General features: G+C 67.5%; 11 protein-coding genes. 9 read left to right on the plus strand and 2 right to left on the minus strand.

The annotated features are described in order from the left end of the window. Nucleotides 1–198 precede the first annotated feature (198 nt). Nucleotides 199–3,939 carry an EAL domain-containing protein gene (locus tag V6M37_RS11450; protein ID WP_332673365.1) on the plus strand — a complete coding sequence of 1,247 codons (3,741 nt, stop codon included), beginning with the start codon at nt 199–201 and terminating at the stop codon, nt 3,937–3,939. Nucleotides 3,940–4,009: 70 nt separating this feature from the next. Continuing rightward, a complete protein-coding gene (locus V6M37_RS11455; protein WP_332673366.1) occupies nt 4,010–5,653 on the plus strand; it encodes a methyl-accepting chemotaxis protein in 1,644 nt (547 codons plus the stop codon). A gap of 64 nt (nt 5,654–5,717) precedes the next feature. On the opposite strand, the gene V6M37_RS11460 is transcribed toward V6M37_RS11455, so the two are convergent. After that, nucleotides 5,718–6,776 carry an AraC family transcriptional regulator gene (locus V6M37_RS11460; RefSeq protein ID WP_332673367.1) on the minus strand — a complete coding sequence of 353 codons (1,059 nt, stop codon included), beginning with the start codon at nt 6,774–6,776 and terminating at the stop codon, nt 5,718–5,720. Between the two features lie 166 nt (nt 6,777–6,942). On the opposite strand from V6M37_RS11460, the gene V6M37_RS11465 reads away from it, so the two are divergent. The 7 genes from V6M37_RS11465 to V6M37_RS11495 all read left to right on the plus strand — a co-directional run bounded on the left by V6M37_RS11465 (nt 6,943) and on the right by V6M37_RS11495 (nt 17,572). Further along, the gene (locus tag V6M37_RS11465; protein ID WP_332673369.1) at nt 6,943–8,115 is read left to right on the plus strand and encodes an isovaleryl-CoA dehydrogenase; all 1,173 of its coding nucleotides are present in this window, start codon (nt 6,943–6,945) and stop codon (nt 8,113–8,115) included. Beyond that, nucleotides 8,115–9,722 (plus strand): carboxyl transferase domain-containing protein, encoded by a 1,608-nt coding sequence (locus V6M37_RS11470; RefSeq protein WP_332673372.1) that lies wholly within the window; start codon nt 8,115–8,117, stop codon nt 9,720–9,722. Before V6M37_RS11465 ends, V6M37_RS11470 begins: the two co-directional genes overlap by 1 nt. Nucleotides 9,723–9,855: 133 nt before the next feature. Beyond that, the gene (locus V6M37_RS11475) at nt 9,856–11,859 is read left to right on the plus strand and encodes an acetyl/propionyl/methylcrotonyl-CoA carboxylase subunit alpha (RefSeq protein WP_332673374.1); all 2,004 of its coding nucleotides are present in this window, start codon (nt 9,856–9,858) and stop codon (nt 11,857–11,859) included. A 202-nt stretch (nt 11,860–12,061) separates the two neighbouring features. Beyond that, a complete protein-coding gene (locus V6M37_RS11480; RefSeq protein WP_332673376.1) occupies nt 12,062–13,750 on the plus strand; it encodes an AMP-binding protein in 1,689 nt (562 codons plus the stop codon). An 18-nt stretch (nt 13,751–13,768) separates the two neighbouring features. Continuing rightward, a complete protein-coding gene (locus V6M37_RS11485; RefSeq protein WP_332673378.1) occupies nt 13,769–14,680 on the plus strand; it encodes a hydroxymethylglutaryl-CoA lyase in 912 nt (303 codons plus the stop codon). A gap of 157 nt (nt 14,681–14,837) precedes the next feature. Further along, nucleotides 14,838–15,518 carry a glutathione S-transferase family protein gene (locus V6M37_RS11490; protein ID WP_332673379.1) on the plus strand — a complete coding sequence of 227 codons (681 nt, stop codon included), beginning with the start codon at nt 14,838–14,840 and terminating at the stop codon, nt 15,516–15,518. Between the two features lie 65 nt (nt 15,519–15,583). Beyond that, complete coding sequence (locus tag V6M37_RS11495; RefSeq protein ID WP_332673382.1) at nt 15,584–17,572, plus strand: acetoacetate--CoA ligase; 1,989 nt, start codon at nt 15,584–15,586, stop codon at nt 17,570–17,572. A gap of 66 nt (nt 17,573–17,638) precedes the next feature. Here the strand turns inward: V6M37_RS11495 and V6M37_RS11500 are convergent, their stop codons facing one another. Continuing rightward, complete coding sequence (locus V6M37_RS11500) at nt 17,639–18,019, minus strand: DUF4383 domain-containing protein (RefSeq protein WP_332673383.1); 381 nt, start codon at nt 18,017–18,019, stop codon at nt 17,639–17,641. Nucleotides 18,020–18,215: the final 196 nt, after the last annotated feature.

An 18,215-nucleotide genomic window follows, 5' to 3' on the forward strand; every position in this document is an offset into this window, starting at 1 on the left:
GGCGTTCCGCTTCCCAAGCAGAACGTCGTAGAGGGGAGCAGCGCATGCGGGCGACGCGTCTCCTCCGAAGCCCGCAGGCGGCTACGCACCCTCGTCGGGCGCGATAGTTGACATGCGCGGGAACGTTCCGGTCGAAGTCCGCGCATCGTCGTTCCATTGAAGCGGTCGATGAAACACCTTTCTTCAGCGAGCACCCCGATGTCGAACATGTTTCTCCGGCCGAGTCTGGGCGCCAAGTTCGCGGTCGCGTTCGTCATTTTCCTGTCGCTCACGATCACCAACGCGACAGTCATCGACGGCCTGCTGAACAAGCTGCACCGCGTCGCCGACACGATCAACGTCGCCGGACGCATGCGGATGCTGAGCCAGCGTGTCGCCTTCCAGGCGCTGCTCGTGCTGCAAGGGCGCGCGGGGGCGGCGGAAGTCGAGGGCGCGGTGCGGGATTTCGAGAGCGGACTGGAAGCGCTCGAACGGGGCGGCCATGCATTCGGTTACGACGTGCGCCCGTCCCCCCCGGCGATTGTCGGTGCGCTGCGCGTCGTGCGCGAGACCTGGGTCGACTACGAGATGGATATCGAATCGCTGCTCGGCGCCGGTCCGATTCGCGCCGTGCCGGTCGATCTCGAGCACATGACCAACGACTCGGCGATCCTGCTGAGCAATCTCGAGGCGGTCGTCGCGGGCCTGACGCAGCACGCCAACGACGAAGAGCGCGAGGCGCTCACGTTCATGCGCCTGCTGGTCGTGCTCGATGCATTGCTCCTCGGTCTGGCGCTGCTCGCGGTCCGGCGCTCCATCATCGTGCCGCTGCGCGACCTGTCGGCGGTCAGCCGGCATTTTGCCGCGGGCGACTATTCGCCGCGGCTCGGGACGGCGGTCCACGGCGAGATCGGGCAACTCGCCGCCGACCTGAACCGGCTCGCCGAACAGACCGAGCGCCACATGCAGCGCATCGAATTCGACCGGCGCCAGCTCGAGAGCCGCGAAAGCCTGTTGCAGACGATCGTCGATACGGTGCCCGACTGCGTCGCGCTGATCGGCGCCGACGGGCGGCTGTTGAGCATCAACCGCTCCGGGCTCGCGATGCTCGAAGCCGGGCGAGCCGGGGACGTCGTCGGCAAGCCTTTCCTCGAGCTCGTTCCGAAGCGGCACTATCCCGCGCTGCAGCGGCTGTCGCGCGAGATTTCCGAGCACGATCCGGTCGCGCTCGAATTCGAGCTCGTCGGGCTCGGCGGCACGCGCCGCTGGGTGGACACCCAGGCGGTGCTGCTGCCGCCGGCCGGCGGCGAGGAAGGCGTCATCGTCAGCGTGACCCGCGACGTCACCGAACGCCGGCGTTCGGTCGAGCACCTGCGCGTGCTGTCGCGCGCGATCGAGCAGAGCCCCTCGCTGGTCGTGATTACCGACCCGAAGGGGCGCATCGAATACGTCAATCCGAGCGTGACCCGCATCACCGGCTACGCGCCGAGCGAAGTGCTGGGCCAGTCGCCGAACATTTTTGCGTCGGGCAACACGCCGGGCGGCGTTTATCGGGAGTTGTGGGGAACGCTGAGGAGCGGCGAAGTCTGGCGCGGCGAACTGCTGAACCGGCAGAAGAACGGCGATCTGTACTGGGAGCACATGGTCGCTTCGCCGATCAAGGACAGCGACGGGCAGGTCACGCACCTCGTCGCCGTGAAGGAGAACCTCACCGAGCGCAAGCGCGCCGAGCGGGTGCTGGAGCGGCTGAACCGCACCCTGCGGCTGATGACGCTGTGCGATGAAGCGCTGGTCCGGATCGGCGACGAAAGCGAACTGCTGCGACGGCTGTGCGACACGATTACCCGCGTCGGCGGCTACCGGTTCGCCTGGGTCGGCTATGCCGAGCAGGACGAGCGCAAGAGCGTGCGGCCGGTCGCGTGTGCCGGCTACGAGCAGGGCTACCTCGCGACGCTGGATATTCGCTGGGACAGCAGCGTGCGCGAAATCGGTCCGATCGGCAAAGCGCTGCGCACGGCGCGGCCGGTGGCCGTCAACGACATCGCACGCCAGCACGACTTCGCGAACAACCACGAAGCGCTCGCGCGCGACTATCTCGCCTGCGTCGGGCTGCCGCTGTGCAAGGACGGGCAGGTCCTCGGCGTGCTGGCGATCTACGCCGGCGAGATCGACGCGTTCGACGACGAGGAAGTCGATCTGCTCGCGAAACTCGCGGAAAACTTGGCATACGGCATCGGGTCGCTGCGCACCGCGGTGCAGCAGAAGAGCACCGCGGAAACGCTGCGGCTGCGCAACTGGGCGGTCGAATCGAGCAGCAACGGCATCGCGATCGCCGATCTGTCGTCGCTCGCCACGCCGATCCTTTACGTCAACCCGGCGTTCGAGCGCATGACGGGTTATTCGTCGGCCGAAACAGTCGGGCGCAACGGCCGCTTCCTGCTCGGCGACGACGTCGATCAGCCGGCGGTGGCGGAACTGGAGGACGCCCTGCGCCGCCGCGAGGAAACGGTCGCGCTGCTGCGCAACTACCGCAAAGACGGTACGCTGTTCTGGAACGAGGTGTCGCTCGCGCCGATGCGCGAGCCGGACGGGGACGCCAGGTACTGCCTGCTCGTGATGAACGATGTGACCGAGCGCAAGCATTACGAGGAGCGGCTCGAATACCAGGCGAGCCACGACAGCCTGACGGGCCTGCCGAACCGCAATCTGCTGATCAACCGGCTCCGGCGGGCGATCGCGAACGCGCAGCGGAACCGGCGCACGGCGGCGATCCTATTCATCGACCTCGACCATTTCAAATACGTCAACGATAGCCTCGGCCACAACGTCGGCGACCGGCTGCTGATGGCCGTCGCCGAGCGGCTGGCGTCCTGCGTGCGTGACCACGACACTGTCGCGCGGCTCGGCGGCGACGAATTCGTCGTCGTGCTGCAGGACGTCGATAGCGAAGCCCAGGTCGTTTCCGCGATCGGGCGGATCCAGGGCGCGATGGTCAGTCCCTACCTGCTCGAGGACAACGAGCTTTACGTCTCGTCGAGCATCGGCGTGAGTCTGTGCCCGCGCGACGGCAGCGACGTGCAGACGCTGCTGATGAACGCCGACACCGCGCTCTACCGCGCCAAGGCGCGCGGGCGCAATAACTTCCAGTTCTACGCGGCGGAGATGAATGCGAACGCGGGCGAGCGCATCGCGCTCGGCGGCAAGCTGCGGCGCGCGGTGGAAAACGCCGAGTTCGTGCTGCATTTCCAGCCGCAGATCGACGTCGCTTCGCAGCGCGTCGTCGGCGCCGAAGCGCTGATCCGCTGGCGCCACCCGCAGCTCGGCATGGTGCCGCCGGGGAAGTTCATTCCGCTCGCGGAGGAAACCGGGATCATCGTGCCGATCGGCGAGTGGGTGCTGCGCGCCGCGTGCGCGCAGAGCCGGGCATGGATAGACCGCGGGCTCCCGCCGGTGCGCATGGCGGTCAACCTGTCGGCCTGCCAGTTCCGCCAGGAAAACCTGCCGGATCTCGTCGCGCGGATCCTCGAAGAGCATGGACTCGACCCCGGCCTGCTCGAGCTCGAGCTGACCGAAAGCATGCTGATGGACGATCCGAATTCGGCGATCGACACGATGCACGAGCTCAAGGCGGTCGGGCTGCGGCTGTCGCTCGACGACTTCGGGACCGGCTACTCCAGCTTGAACCGGCTCAAGCGCTTCCCGATCGATGCGCTGAAGATTGATCGCTCGTTCGTGCAGGACATCACGACCGACCGCGCCGACGCCGCGATCAGCTGCGCCGTGATCTCACTCGCGCACAGCCTCGGCCTGAGCGTCGTCGCCGAAGGCGTCGAACGTATCGAACAGCTGGATTTCCTCCGCGGGCAGGGCTGCGACGAAATGCAGGGCTTCTACTTCAGTCCGCCGCTCGCCGCCGATGCGTTCGCCGCGCTTCTACAGCAGCGCGACGCGCAAGGCTGAAAGTCGTTCTGCCGTGCCGCCGCGCTCGATCGATTCCGCGTCCCCCGTCCCCTTCGAAGGATTACGAACGATGTTCAAGAACTCGAAAATCAGCACCCGCCTCGCCGTGCTCATCGGCGCCCTCGTGACGCTCCTCGTCGTGACGGGCCTTGCCGGGCTGCAGGGCATGGCGGGTTCCAATGCCCGGCTCAAGTCGGTCTACGACAACCGCGTCGTTCCGCTCGTGCTGCTCGGGTCCGCCCTCGACGACATGCACACCATCCGCGTGCTGGTGCTCGGCGCGGCGAATGCCGCCGAGAACGCGGCCGAAGTCGACAAGCGCCTGGGCGAGATCCCGCGCCTGGACACCGCGCTCGGCGAGAAGCGCAGCGCCCTGCTCGCGCTCCCGATGTCCGCCGAGGAAAAAGGGATGATTGCGCGGATCGACGACGGATGGGGCAGCTACGTCGCCGCCCGCGCCGACGTCATCGAAGCGGTCCGCGGCGGCGACCGCGACAAGGCCTCGGAAATCATGAAAGCGAGCGGCGCCGGCGAGAAATACAACGACGCGGTGCGCGCGGTGCGCGGGCTGATGGACATGCAGGCGCAGGCCGGTGCGCAGCAGTTCGAAGGGGCGACGGCCGAATTTGCGTCGACGCGCGCGGTGACGGTCGGGATGATCGTCGCCGGCGTGCTCTTCGGCGTCGCGATCGCGACCTGGGTCATCCGGTCGATCACGCGCCCGCTGCAGCAGGCCGTAGGGATCGCGGACCGGATTGCGCAGGGGAATCTGGACGGCGCGATTCCGCCGGGGGGGCGCGATGAGATCGGGCAGTTGCTCGCGTCGCTGCGCACGATGCGCGACGCGCTGTCGGCGACCGTCACGAAAATCCGCGCCGGCGCCGACGAACTGCACGGCGCCGCGGATCTGCTGTCGGCCGCGTCCACCCAGGTCGCCGCGAGTTCGGCCGAGCAAAGCAATGCCGCGGCGGGAGTCGCGGCGGCGATCGAGCAGATGACGGTGAGCATCGAGCAGGTGTCGGCGAGCGCGGCCGACGCCGAGAGCATCTCGCGGCAGGCCGGCAGCTTGTCCGACCAGGGCAGCGACGTGATCCATGGCGCGGTCGCCGAAATGGCCAACATCGCGCAGACGGTCGCCCGCTCGGCGCACGTCATCGGCGAACTGGAGCAGAAGTCCGGTGAAATCTCGGCGATCATCAACGTCATCCAGGAAATCGCCGACCAGACGAATTTGCTCGCGTTGAACGCGGCGATCGAAGCGGCGCGCGCCGGCGAGCAGGGGCGCGGTTTCGCGGTCGTCGCCGACGAAGTGCGCAAGCTCGCCGAGCGTACCAGTCAGTCGACGCGCGAAATCGCGGCGATGATCGACACGATCCAGAACGGCACGCGCAGCGCCGTCGGCAGCATGGAAACTGGCGTCCGCCAAGCGAACCAGGGCGTCACGCTGGCGAACCAGGCCGGCGAAGCGATCACCAGTATCAAAGGCGGCGCGGCCGGCGTCGTCCACGCGGTACGTGAGATTTCGCTCGCGCTCAAGGAGCAGAGCGCCGCGAGCAACGAAGTCGCGATGAATGTCGCGCGTATCAACGAGATGTCCGAAGAGAACAGCGAAGCCACGCGCCAGACGGCTGCCGCCGCGCAGAGCGTCGCGGTCTTGGCGGGTGCGCTGCAACGCGCAGTGGGTCATTTCGAAGTCGACGCCGTCGCAGCCTGATCCCGCGGTGGGCCGGCCTCGGGGTCGGCCTGGGGGTCGGCGGCCGTGAGGCGCTGTCCCGGCGTCAGCCGCGCCCGGTAGCGCCGCCGAGCCGCTTTTCGCGAAACACGCTCGGCGACGCGCCGGTCCATTGCCGGAACGCTCGCGCGAAACTCTTTTCGTTGCGGAAGCCGACCGCGAGTGCGATTTGCTTGACCGACCGGTTCGTGCGGTTCAACAGATCGACGGCCCGCTCGCGGCGCGCTTCGTCCTTCAACTGCTGCACCGACGCGCCTTCTTCCTCGAGCTGGCGGTGCAGCGTGCGTGGCGACAGGTGCAGCCGCTCGGCGAGCGTCTCGGCGGTCGCGCCTTCGTCGAGGCGTTCGTGCAGCAGGTGGCGTACGCGTTGCACGAGCAGGCGGTCGCGGCGGTACTGCAGCACCGTCAGAGGCAGCGCGCGGCGCAGCATCTGCTGCAGCGCCGCCTCGTCGCGCCGCAGCGGTAGGCGCAGGTAGCGTGCGTCGAAGCTGATCCCGGCCTGTTCGGCGTCGAAGTGCACCGGCCCCTGGAACAGCAGCGGATAGACGGAATGGTGCGGCGGCGGTGGAAAGGGGAAGCGTGCGCCGAGCAGCGGGATGCGCGAGTCGACGACCCAGCACGCGTAGCCGAGCAGGTAGCGAAGGATCGTCACGAGGCAGAACTCGTGCATCTCGCCGAGGTAACGGCGCACTTCGATCCGCACGTGGGCGACGTCGCGCTGTGCGTCGAGGTGCAGCATGATGTCGTCGGTGAGCAGCCGATGGTGGCGGCACCAGCGCTTGACCGCGACGCCGAGGTCGGGCGAGGTGATCGACGCGCGGCACAGCATCCCGTACGAGCCCCACGGCAGCCGCCGCGAGAACCACCCCAGCGCCTCGTCGTCGAGCTCCTGCATTGCGACCGCGGAGATCAGCTCCATCTGCGCGGCCGTCACGCGCGCACCCGCATCGTCGAGCGCCGCCGGCGGAATCTGCGCCTGCCGCAGCGCATTGGCAGGATTGATACCGTAGCGTCGGTACGCCGCGACGATCGCACGAATGAACGCGATTGGCGTCGCCGCCGCACCGTGCGTCGGGTCGGCAATCGGGGGAAGTGTCGCCGTCATGCCGCGATGATAAGGAGACGTTGGCAGGATTTGCAACCACGTTGGCGCCTGGTGCCTCGTTATGCAGCCTACTCTTGCGGGGCCACGACGATTCGCCGCGCGCCGTCCATACTGGTTCGAGCGACGTCCCGAAACAACGCCATCGACAAGGAACGAGGAGACCCCGATGAACATTCCGAGCCTGAACTTCAACCTCGGCGAAACCATAGAGATGCTGCGCGACACGGTGCAGGCTTTCGCCGCCGACCAGATCGCGCCGCGCGCAGGCGAGATCGACCGGGTCAACGAGTTCCCCGCCGACCTGTGGAAGAAGCTCGGCGAGCTCGGCCTGCACGGGATGACCGTCGAGGAGGAATACGGCGGCACGAACATGGGCTACCTCGCGCACATCGTCGCGCTGGAGGAAGTCTCGCGCGCGTCGGCGTCGGTGGGCCTGTCGTACGGCGCGCATTCGAACCTGTGCGTGAATCAGATTCGCCGCAACGGCAACGCGGTGCAGAAGATGAAGTACCTGCCGAAGCTGATTTCCGGCGAGCACGTCGGCGCGCTCGCGATGAGCGAGCCGAACGCCGGGTCCGACGTCGTGTCGATGAAGCTCCGGGCCGACAAGCGTAGCGACCGCTATGTGCTCAACGGCGCGAAGATGTGGATCACGAACGGCGGCGACGCGGACACGCTCGTCGTCTATGCGAAGACCGACCTCGACGCCGGCCCGCGCGGCATCACCGCGTTCATCGTCGAGAAGGGCATGAAAGGCTTCAGCCACGGCACGCACCTCGACAAGCTCGGCATGCGCGGCTCGAACACCTTTCCGCTGTTCTTCGACGACGTCGAAGTGCCGGAGGAGAACGTGCTCGGCGGCGTCGGCAACGGGGTCAAAGTTTTGATGAGCGGCCTCGACTACGAGCGCGCAGTGCTGTGCGGCGGCCCGCTCGGAATCATGGCCGCGTGCATGGACGCGGTCGTGCCCTACCTGCACGAGCGCAAGCAGTTCAACCAGCCGATCGGCGACTTCCAGCTGATGCAGGGCAAGCTCGCCGATATGTACTCGACGTGGATGGCGACGCGCGCTTACGTGTATGCGGTCGGCCAGGCCTGCGACCGGCTCGACCACGCGCGGACGCTGCGCAAGGACGCCGCCGGCGCGATCCTGTATTCGGCCGAGAAGGCGACGTGGATGGCGGGCGAGGCGATCCAGACGCTCGGCGGCGTCGGCTACACGAACGAATACCCGGTCGGCCGCCTGTGGCGCGACGCGAAGCTGTACGAGATCGGCGCCGGCACGAGCGAAATCCGCCGCATGCTGATCGGCCGCGAGCTGTTCTCGGAGACGGAGTGATGACGGTCCTCAAGTCGAACATCAACACCCGCAGCCCGGAGTTTCGGGCGAACGCCGAGGCGCTGAAAAGCCTCGTCGCTGACCTGCGCGAGAAAGCCGCGGAAGTGTCGCTCGGCGGCGGTGCGGCCGCGCGCGACAAGCACACCGCGCGCGGCAAGCTGCTGCCGCGCGACCGCGTCAATCACTTGCTCGACCCGGGCACGCCCTTCCTCGAGATCGGCCAGATGGCCGCGTACGGCATGTACGACAACGAGGCCGCGTCCGCGGGCGTCGTCGCCGGCATCGGTCGCGTAAAAGGGCTCGAATGCATGATCGTCGCGAACGACGCGACGGTGAAAGGCGGCAGCTACTTCCCGATGACGGTGAAGAAGCACCTGCGCGCGCAGGAAATCGCGCAGATGAACAACTTGCCGTGCATCTACCTAGTCGATTCCGGTGGCGCTAACCTGCCGACGCAGGACGAGGTGTTCCCCGACCGCGAGCATTTCGGCCGCATCTTCTTCAACCAGGCGAACATGTCCGCGATGCGCATCCCGCAGATCGCGGTCGTGATGGGCTCGTGCACCGCCGGCGGCGCGTACGTGCCGGCGATGAGCGACGAGACGGTGATCGTCAAGAACCAGGGCACGATCTTCCTCGGTGGTCCGCCGCTCGTGAAGGCGGCGACCGGCGAGGTCGTCAGCGCCGAGGACCTCGGCGGCGGCGACGTGCATACGCGCGTCTCCGGCGTCGCCGACCATCTGGCCGAGAACGACGCGCACGCGCTCTACATCGCGCGCCGCATCGTCTCGAACCTGAATCGCACGAAGCCGGTGGAGATGAACCTCGGCGGCGGCGAAGAGCCGCTGTACGACCCGGACGAGATCTACGGGATCATCCCGAGCGACACCCGCAAGCCCTACGACGTCCGCGAAGTCATCGCGCGCGTCGTCGACGGCTCGCGCTTCGACGAATTCAAGTCGCGCTACGGCACGACGCTCGTCACCGGCTTCGCGCAGCTCTACGGCTACCCGGTCGGCATCGTCGCGAACAATGGCATCCTGTTCGGCGAGTCAGCGCAGAAGGGCGCGCATTTCATCGAGCTGTGCTCGCAGCGCGGCATCCCACTGATCTTCCTGCAGAACATCACCGGCTTCATGGTCGGCCGCAAGTACGAGAATGCCGGCATCGCGAAGGACGGCGCGAAGATGGTCACTGCGGTCGCGACGACGCAGGTGCCGAAGCTGACGATGATCATGGGCGGCTCGTTCGGCGCCGGCAACTACGGCATGTGCGGCCGCGCGTACAGCCCGCGCTTCCTGTGGATGTGGCCGAACGCGCGCATCTCGGTGATGGGCGGCGAGCAGGCCGCGAGCGTGCTCGCGACGGTGCGCCGTGACGGCATCGAGGCGAAGGGCGGCACGTGGAGCAAGGAAGACGAGGAAGCCTTCCGCGCGCCGATCCGCGAGCAGTACGAAGTGCAGGGCCACCCGTACTACGCGACCGCCCGCCTGTGGGACGACGGCGTCATCGACCCGGCGCAGAGCCGGCGCGTGCTCGGACTCTCGCTGTCTGCGACGCTGAACGCGCCGATCCCGCAGACGAAGTTCGGCCTGTTCCGGATGTAAGGGGAGGAGACAACAATGTTCGAAAAGATCCTCATCGCAAATAGAGGCGACCAGGCGCGCAGCGCCGCAGCGGCGAAGCCACATCGCCTCGCATGCGCAGCATGCTCAGGCGATTTCGCCGCGGGAGGCACCCATGTTTGAAAAGATCCTGATCGCCAACCGCGGTGAAATCGCCTGCCGAGTCATCAAGACGGCTCGCAGGATGGGTATCCGAACCGTCGCGGTCTACTCCGAGGCCGACGCGAACGCCCGCCACGTGCGCCTCGCTGACGAGGCCGTGCTGATCGGGCCAGCGGCGGCGAAGGAAAGCTATCTCGTCATCGACCGCATTATCGCCGCCGCGAAGCAGACCGGCGCGCAGGCGATCCACCCCGGCTACGGCTTCCTGTCCGAGAACGAGGTCTTCTGCGACGCGTGCGAGCGCGAAGGCATCGTCTTCATCGGCCCGCCGGTGTCGGCGATCCGCGCGATGGGCTCGAAATCCGAAGCGAAGAAGCTGATGGAGCAGGCGGGCGTGCCGCTGACGCCGGGCTATCACGGCGACAACCAGGAGCCGGGCTTCCTGCACGAGCAGGCCGACAGGATCGGCTATCCGGTACTGATCAAGGCCGCGGCCGGCGGCGGCGGCAAAGGCATGCGCCTCGTCGAGAAGTCCGACGACTTCGAGGCGGCCCTCGCCTCGTGCAAGCGCGAGGCGGCCTCCAGCTTCAGCGACGAGCACGTGCTGGTCGAGAAATACGTGACCCGCCCGCGCCACATCGAGATCCAGGTGTTCGGCGACACGCACGGCAACTGCGTGTACCTCTTCGAGCGCGATTGCTCGGTGCAGCGCCGTCATCAGAAGGTCCTCGAGGAAGCGCCCGCGCCCGGCATGACGCCGGAGCGCCGTGCGGCGATGGGCAAGGCCGCGGTCGAGGCGGCGAAGGCCGTCAGCTACGTCGGCGCCGGCACCGTCGAGTTCATCGCGAACCAGGACGGCACGTTCTACTTCATGGAGATGAACACGCGGCTGCAGGTCGAGCATCCGGTCACCGAGATGATCACCGGGCTCGACCTCGTCGAGTGGCAGCTGCGCGTCGCCGCCGGCGAGCTGCTGCCGCTCGCGCAGGAACAGTTGCAGATCCGCGGTCATGCGCTTGAAGCGCGGATTTACGCGGAAGATCCGGCGAAAGGCTTCCTGCCCTCGACCGGCAAGCTGCTGCACTTGGCACCCCCGGCCGAAGGGCTGCACGTGCGCGTCGACACCGGCGTCGAGGAGGGCGACGAGATCAGCCCGTTCTACGACCCGATGATCGCGAAGCTGATCGTCTGGGACGAGAACCGCGACCAGGCGCTCGCGCGGATGCTGCAAGCGCTCGCCGACTACCGCGTCGTCGGCGTCGCAAACAACATCGAGTTCCTGTCCCGCCTCACGGCGTGCCCGGCGTTTGCCGGTGCGGACCTCGACACCGGGCTGATCGAGCGCGAGAAGGCCTATCTCTTCCCCGAGGGCGAGACGCCGCCGGCCGAGGTGTATTTCGTCGCCGCGCTCGCCGAGCTGCTGCGCGAGAACCTGCGCGCCGAAGACGAATCCCGTCGCGGCAGCGATCCGGTGTCGCCGTGGCACGTGCGCGACGGCTGGCGCCTGAATTCGACCGCGAATCGCGCGCTGATCTTCCGGCTCGGCGAGGCACAGAAGACGGTCCAGGTCGCGTACCGCGGCGACCGCTACACGCTGACGGTTGACGGCCACCCGGCCGAAGCGCGCGGGCGCCTCAATGCGCACGGCGGGATGCGCGTCGAGCTCGACGGGACGCGGATGGACGCGACGGTGATTTCGGCCGGCCGCATGCGCCACGTGTTCCTGCACGGCCGCAGCTGGCAATTCGCGAACGTCGACCCGCTGCACTTCTCGGGCGAAGGCGGCGGCGCCGAAGGCGGGCTGCTCGCGCCGATGCCCGGCAAGGTCATCGCGCTGCTCGCCGAAGCCGGCGCGAAAGTCGCGAAGGGCGCGCCGCTGCTGATCCTCGAAGCGATGAAGATGGAGCACACGATCAACGCGCCGGCTGCGGGAACGGTGAAGGCGTTCCGTTATGTGGTCGGCGACCAGGTCGGGGACGGCGCGGAACTCGTCGAGTTCGAGCCGACGAAGGACTGACCGGAGCGGAAACGGAAGCGTGCCGCGCAGCGCCGAGGAGGGCGAACGGCAGGTCGGCGTGAGCCGAAGGCGAAGGCCGACGCCGAACTTGGCGCATGCGCAATTTGGGGGACGAGGTGGGACATCGCTTCCCTCAGTCCGACCTACGCGCCCAGGTAACGCAACAAGAACATTCAAATCTCGAACATCGGAGAGAGACACGATGAACCAGTTGAGCTATGTCCACGGCGCGTCCGGCAAGCCGCTGATCGGCCGGACGATTGGGCGCTTTTTCGATGAGGCCTGCGCGCGCCACGCACAGCGCGAGGCGCTCGTCGTGCGCCACCAGAATGTTCGGCTGACCTACGCGGAGCTGAAGGCGAAAGTCGACGCGCTCGCGTGCGCGCTGACGCGCCTCGGGCTCGCGCCCGGCGACCGCGTCGGCATCTGGTCGCAGAACAACCTCGAATGGACGCTGACGCAGTTCGCGACCGCGAAAGCCGGCCTCGTGCTCGTCAATATCAACCCGGCCTACCGTCGCAGCGAGCTCGAATATGCGCTCAACAAGGTCGGCTGCCGCGCACTAATCCTGTCGCCGTCATTCAAATCGAGCGACTACCTCGCGATGCTCGCCGACCTCGCGCCGGAGATCCGGGACTGCGAGCCCGGGGCACTCGAAGCCGCGAAGCTGCCGACGCTGAATTTCGTGATCCGCATGGGGGCCGAGAGAACGCCCGGCACGCTGAGCTTCGACGACCTCCTCGCGCCGCCGTCGCGCGACGAACTCGTCGAGCTGTCGGTACGCGGTGAAAGGCTGCAGTTCGACGATCCGATCAACATCCAGTTCACGTCGGGAACGACCGGCCAACCGAAGGGTGCGACGCTGTCGCATCACAACATCCTGAACAACGGCTATTTCGTCGGCGAAGCGATCCGCCTCGTCGAAGGTGACCGACTGTGCATCCCGGTGCCGCTGTACCACTGCTTCGGCATGGTGATGGGCAACCTCGGCTGCCTCACGCACGGCGCGACGATGGTCTACCCGTCCGAGGCGTTCGAGCCGGTCGCGGTGCTCGAAACCCTCGCCGAGGAACGTTGCACCGCCGCCTACGGTGTACCGACGATGTTCATTGCGATGCTCGACCACCCGCGCTTCGGAGACTTCGACCTGTCGCGCCTCAGGACCGGCATCATGGCCGGCAGCCCGTGCCCGACCGAAGTCATGAAGCGCGTCATCGACCGGATGAACATGCGCGAGGTCACGATTGCGTACGGCATGACCGAGACGTCGCCGGTGAGCTTCCAGAGCGGCACCGACGATCCGATCGAACGCCGCGTATCGACGGTCGGACGCATCCAGCCGCATCTCGAAGTGAAGATCGTCGACAACGAAGGCCGCATCGTGCCGCGCGGCGTCGCCGGGGAGCTGTGCACGCGCGGCTACTCCGTGATGCTCGGCTACTGGGACGACGCGGACAAGACGAAGGACGCGGTCGACGCCGCCGGCTGGATGCACACCGGCGACCGCGCGACGATCGACGACGAAGGCTTCTGCAACATCGTCGGCCGCATCAAGGACATGGTGATCCGCGGCGGCGAGAACCTGTATCCGCGCGAGATCGAGGAGTTCCTCTACCGCCATCCGAAAATCCTCGATGTGCAGGTCGTCGGCGTGCCGGACCAGAAATACGGCGAGGAGCTGTGCGCGTGGATCATCGTGCGCGAAGGCGAAGAGCTGACCGCCGACGAGGTCAAGGCGTTCTGCAAGGGCCAGATCGCGCATTACAAGGTGCCGCGCTACATCAAGTTCGTCGACAGCTTCCCGATGACCGTAACCGGCAAAATCCAGAAATTCCAGATCCGCGAGCAGATGAAGCGCGAGCTCGGGCTCGACGACGCGCAGACCGCGTGAGTGGGTGAGGAGATTGAAATGAACCTGCCGAAGACGGTGAAGATCGTCGAGGTCGGACCGCGCGACGGCCTGCAGAACGAGAAGCGGGTCGTCGCGACCGATACCAAGGTCGAACTGATCGCGCGGCTCGCCGACGCGGGACTGACGGCGATCGAAGCGACGTCCTTCGTGTCGCCGAAGTGGGTGCCGCAGATGGGCGACAACGCGGAGGTCATGGCGCGCGTCACGCGCAGGCCCGGCCTCGACTTCCCGGTGCTGACGCCGAACCTGAAAGGCTTCGAAGCGGCGCTCGCGGCCGGCGCGGACGAGGTCGCGGTGTTCGGCGCGGCGTCCGAATCCTTCAGCCAGAAGAACATCAACTGCTCGATCGCCGAGTCGCTCGAGCGCTTCGAGCCGGTGATGGATGCGGCGAAGGCCGCGGGCGTCAAGGTGCGCGGCTACGTGTCGTGCGTGCTCGGCTGCCCGTACGAAGGCGAGATTCGCCCCGACGCGGTCGCGCTCGTCGCGGGCACGCTGTTCGAGATGGGTTGCTACGAGGTCAGCCTCGGCGACACGATCGGCACCGGCACGCCGGGCAAGACGCAGCGGATGCTCGAAGCCGCGATGCGACGCGTGCCGGTCGCGCGGCTCGCCGGCCACTACCACGACACCTACGGCATGGCGATCGCGAACATCTACGCGTCGCTCGAACTCGGCGTCGCGGTGTTCGACGCGTCGGTTGCCGGCCTCGGCGGCTGCCCGTACGCGAAGGGCGCGTCGGGGAACGTCGCGACCGAGGACGTCGTCTGGCTGATGAACGGGCTCGGGATCGGCACCGGAGTCGATCTCGACCGGCTCGTCGACGCCGGGGCGTGGATCAGCGAGGTGCTCGGACGCGAGCCGGCGTCGCGCGTTTCACGGGCGTTGCTCGCCGGCCGCCGCGCAAAATAGCCACCGCGGGGGCCGCGCCTGCCGCGCCCGAAAACAAAGAACTTGGTTCCGTAATTGAATCGGCAACTGAATACCACCGTTGGTGCTGGACCGGTCGAAGGCCCAACGGTGCTCGGTTGCCGGACGCATACCACGACCTGGCCGGGAGCCCCAACCCATGACGATGACGCTGTACCACTGCTTGAGTGCCCGCTCTTTCCGCCCGCTGTGGATGCTCGAAGAACTCGGCCTGCCGTACGCGCTGAAGGTCCTGCCGTTTCCGCCGCGGCGCGATGCCGAGGCGTATCTCGACGTGAATCCGCTCGGCACGATTCCGGCGTTTTTCGACGGCGCGACGCGGATGACCGAGTCCGTGGCGATCTGCCAGTACCTCGCCGCGCGCCATTCCCCGCGGCAACTCAATGTTGAGACCGACGAGCCGGAGTTCGGACCGTATCTGAATTTCCTGCATTTCGGCGAGGCGACGCTGACCTTCCCGCAGACGCTGATCCTGCGCTACAGCCGCTTCGAGCCTGAGGAACGCCGGCTGCCTCAGGCGGCCGAAGACTACACGCGCTGGTTCCTGTCGCGCCTGCGCACGCTCGAGCCGCTGCTCGAGTCCCGCGAGTACCTGTGCGCCGGTCGCTTCACCGCGGCCGACGTGTCGGTCGGCTACGCGCTGCTGCTCGCCGACGACATTGGGCTCGGGGAGCGCTTCAAGCCGGCCACGCTCGCGTACTGGCAGCGCCTGCAGCAACGTGACGGATTTCGTCGGGCGCTCGCGGCGCAACAGGGCGCGGCGGTGGACCAGGGCGTGCCGACGCACTCCGTCGCGCAGGCGGCCGGACCGTTGTATTGACGCGAGCTCAGCGCGGACGGTCGAAATCGATTGCCGGGCGGATAACCGAGGAGACGGAAAAGAAAATGACGCAGAACGAATTCGAGGACGCTCCGCTGTGGAGCCCGAGCGAGGCACAGATCGCCGTCGCCGGCATCACTGCCTTCACCGAACGCGCGCGTGCCGCGACCGGCCTGCCGCTCGCCGATTACACGGCGCTGCACGACTGGTCCATCCATTCGCCGGTCGCGTTCTGGCGCGAGGTGTGGGAATTCGGCGGCGTCGTCGGCGAGCAGGGCGAGCGCGGCCTGATCGACGCGGAACGGATGCCCGGCGCAACGTGGTTCCCCGACGCGCGGCTGAACTTCGCCGAGAACCTGTTGCGCGACAGCGGCAACCCGCAGGCGCTGGTGTTCCGCGGCGAGGACAAGCTCGAGCGGCGCATGACGCGCGCGGAGCTACGCATCGAAGTCGCGCGCTTCGCCGCGGCGCTGCGCGCGCTGGGTGTCGAGCAGGGCGACCGCGTCGCCGCGTTCATGCCGAACATGCCCGAGACGCTCGTCGCGATGCTCGCGGCGTCGAGCATCGGCGCGGTCTTCACCAGCGCGTCGCCGGACTTCGGCGTGCAGGGCGTGCTCGACCGCTTCGGTCAGACCGAACCCAAGCTGCTGCTCGCGTGCGACGGCTACTGGTACAACGGCAAGCCGATCGACGTGCGCGGCAAGCTCGCCGCGTTGATCCCGCAACTGCCGAGCGTCCAACGCCTCGTCGTCGTGCCCTACCTCGCGGCCGGCCGGAGTCTCGACCTGTCGGGTCTGCCCGGCGCGCTGTCGTACGACGACTTCGTCGCGCCGCATCTCGGCGGAACCGAGCCGAAATACGTCCGCCTGCCGTTCAACCATCCGCTCTACGTGATGTATTCGTCCGGCACGACCGGCGTGCCGAAATGCATCGTCCACGGCGCGGGCGGCACGCTGCTGCAGCACCTGAAGGAACACAAGCTCCACGCCGACGTGCGCGAAGGCGACAACCTTTTCTACTTCACGACCTGCGGCTGGATGATGTGGAACTGGCTCGTGTCCGGCCTCGCCGCGGGCGCGACGCTGATGCTCTACGACGGCAACCCCTTCGTCGACGACGGCAGGATTCTCTGGGACTACGCCGAGCGCGAACGCATCACCCACTTCGGCACGTCGGCGAAATACATCGAGACGCTCGCGAAGGGGAGCGTCCGCCCGACCGAGTCGCACGATCTGTCCGCGCTGCGCGCGGTGGTGTCGACCGGCAGCCCGTTGGCCCCGCAGAGCTTCGACTTCGTCTATGCGTCGATCAAGCGCGACGTGCAACTCGCGTCGATCTCGGGCGGCACCGACATCGTGTCGTGCTTCGTGCTCGGCAACCCCACGCTGCCGGTGTGGCGCGGCGAGATCCAGTGCGTCGGCCTCGGCCTCGCGGTCGAAGTGTGGAACGACGACGGCCGCCCCGTCGTCGGCGAGAAAGGCGAACTGGTGTGCCGCAAGCCCTTCCCGAGCATGCCGATCGGCTTCTGGAACGACCCCGACGGCGCGAAGTACCACGCCGCCTACTTCGAGCGCTTCCCAGGCGTGTGGTGCCACGGCGACTTCTGCGAGATCACGCAGCACGGCGGCGTGATCATCTACGGACGGTCGGATGCGACGCTGAACCCTGGCGGCGTGCGCATCGGCACCGCCGAAATCTATCGCCAAGTCGAGAAGCTGCCCGAAGTGCTCGAGTCGCTCGTCATCGGCCAGGACTGGCCGCCGTCCGAGCCGACCGACGTGCGCGTCGTGCTGTTCGTGCGGCTGCGCGAGGGGGTCACGCTCGACGACGCACTCGTCGCGCGCATCAAACAGGCGATCCGCGACAACGCGACCCCGCGCCACGTACCGGCCCGAGTCGTCCAGGTCACCGACGTCCCGCGCACGAAGAGCGGCAAGCTCGTCGAACTCGCGGTGCGCAACGTCGTGCATGGCCGGCCGGTGAAGAACATCGAGGCGCTCGCGAACCCGGAGGCGCTCGCGCAGTTCGAGGTGCGGCCCGAGCTCGAAAGCTGACGCTGGCAGCTTGCGCCTCGACCCTCGCACAGCGCCGCTCTGGCGAGGGCCGGGAACGCCCGAAGCTTACGCAACCCGGCGCAGCGGAGCGAAGCCGAGGTAGAGCGCCCCGGAGGCGATGAGCGCGTGCAGCACGAGGTCCGCCGGGTTGTGGGCCATGCCGAGCAAAGTGCCATGTCCGACGAAGAGGCCGGCCACCGCGACGAGCGCGTAGATCAGGCCGAGGCCGCGGAAGTACAGCATGCTCGCCTCCTCGCTGCGCAATCCGACGAACAGCGCGAGGATCCCGGACAGCAGGTGAACCGTGTTGTGCATCGGATTCACCGCGAAGATCCCGAGCAGCAGCGCGTTCCCTTCGGCGTCGGCGGGCGCTATCGCATCGATGAAGCCGAGAATGCCGACGGCGACGAAGACGGCGCCGACGATGTTGGCCGCGCGTTTAAGCATGGTGTCGCTCCTTCCGTTTCGCGTTTTTCGTCCTCACGACGGGCCCGCGCAGTGGCGCCCATCGACCGGTTCACGCAAGTGCGAGGCCCGGGCGCGGACCCGCACACGGCAAGCGACAGGCGCACCCGCTTGCAGCGCGCCAACGGGCGAGTCGCGCACTGCGGCCTTGGAACGGTAGCCGGGCGGTGCGGGTGAA

Origin of the sequence: Aromatoleum sp. (assembly GCF_036675785.1) — a bacterium.
Taxonomy (GTDB): Bacteria; Pseudomonadota; Gammaproteobacteria; order Burkholderiales; family Rhodocyclaceae; genus Aromatoleum.

Excerpts from the sequence above, each read along its gene's own strand:
- V6M37_RS11450 (WP_332673365.1), top strand. The coding sequence starts at position 199 with ATGTCGAACATGTTTCTCCGGCCGAGTCTGGGCGCCAAGTTCGCGGTC.
- V6M37_RS11455 (WP_332673366.1), top strand. The coding sequence starts at position 4,010 with ATGTTCAAGAACTCGAAAATCAGCACCCGCCTCGCCGTGCTCATCGGC.
- V6M37_RS11460 (WP_332673367.1), bottom strand. The coding sequence starts at position 6,776 with ATGACGGCGACACTTCCCCCGATTGCCGACCCGACGCACGGTGCGGCG.
- V6M37_RS11465 (WP_332673369.1), top strand. The coding sequence starts at position 6,943 with ATGAACATTCCGAGCCTGAACTTCAACCTCGGCGAAACCATAGAGATG.
- V6M37_RS11470 (WP_332673372.1), top strand. The coding sequence starts at position 8,115 with ATGACGGTCCTCAAGTCGAACATCAACACCCGCAGCCCGGAGTTTCGG.
- V6M37_RS11475 (WP_332673374.1), top strand. The coding sequence starts at position 9,856 with ATGTTTGAAAAGATCCTGATCGCCAACCGCGGTGAAATCGCCTGCCGA.
- V6M37_RS11480 (WP_332673376.1), top strand. The coding sequence starts at position 12,062 with ATGAACCAGTTGAGCTATGTCCACGGCGCGTCCGGCAAGCCGCTGATC.
- V6M37_RS11485 (WP_332673378.1), top strand. The coding sequence starts at position 13,769 with ATGAACCTGCCGAAGACGGTGAAGATCGTCGAGGTCGGACCGCGCGAC.
- V6M37_RS11490 (WP_332673379.1), top strand. The coding sequence starts at position 14,838 with ATGACGATGACGCTGTACCACTGCTTGAGTGCCCGCTCTTTCCGCCCG.
- V6M37_RS11495 (WP_332673382.1), top strand. The coding sequence starts at position 15,584 with ATGACGCAGAACGAATTCGAGGACGCTCCGCTGTGGAGCCCGAGCGAG.
- V6M37_RS11500 (WP_332673383.1), bottom strand. The coding sequence starts at position 18,019 with ATGCTTAAACGCGCGGCCAACATCGTCGGCGCCGTCTTCGTCGCCGTC.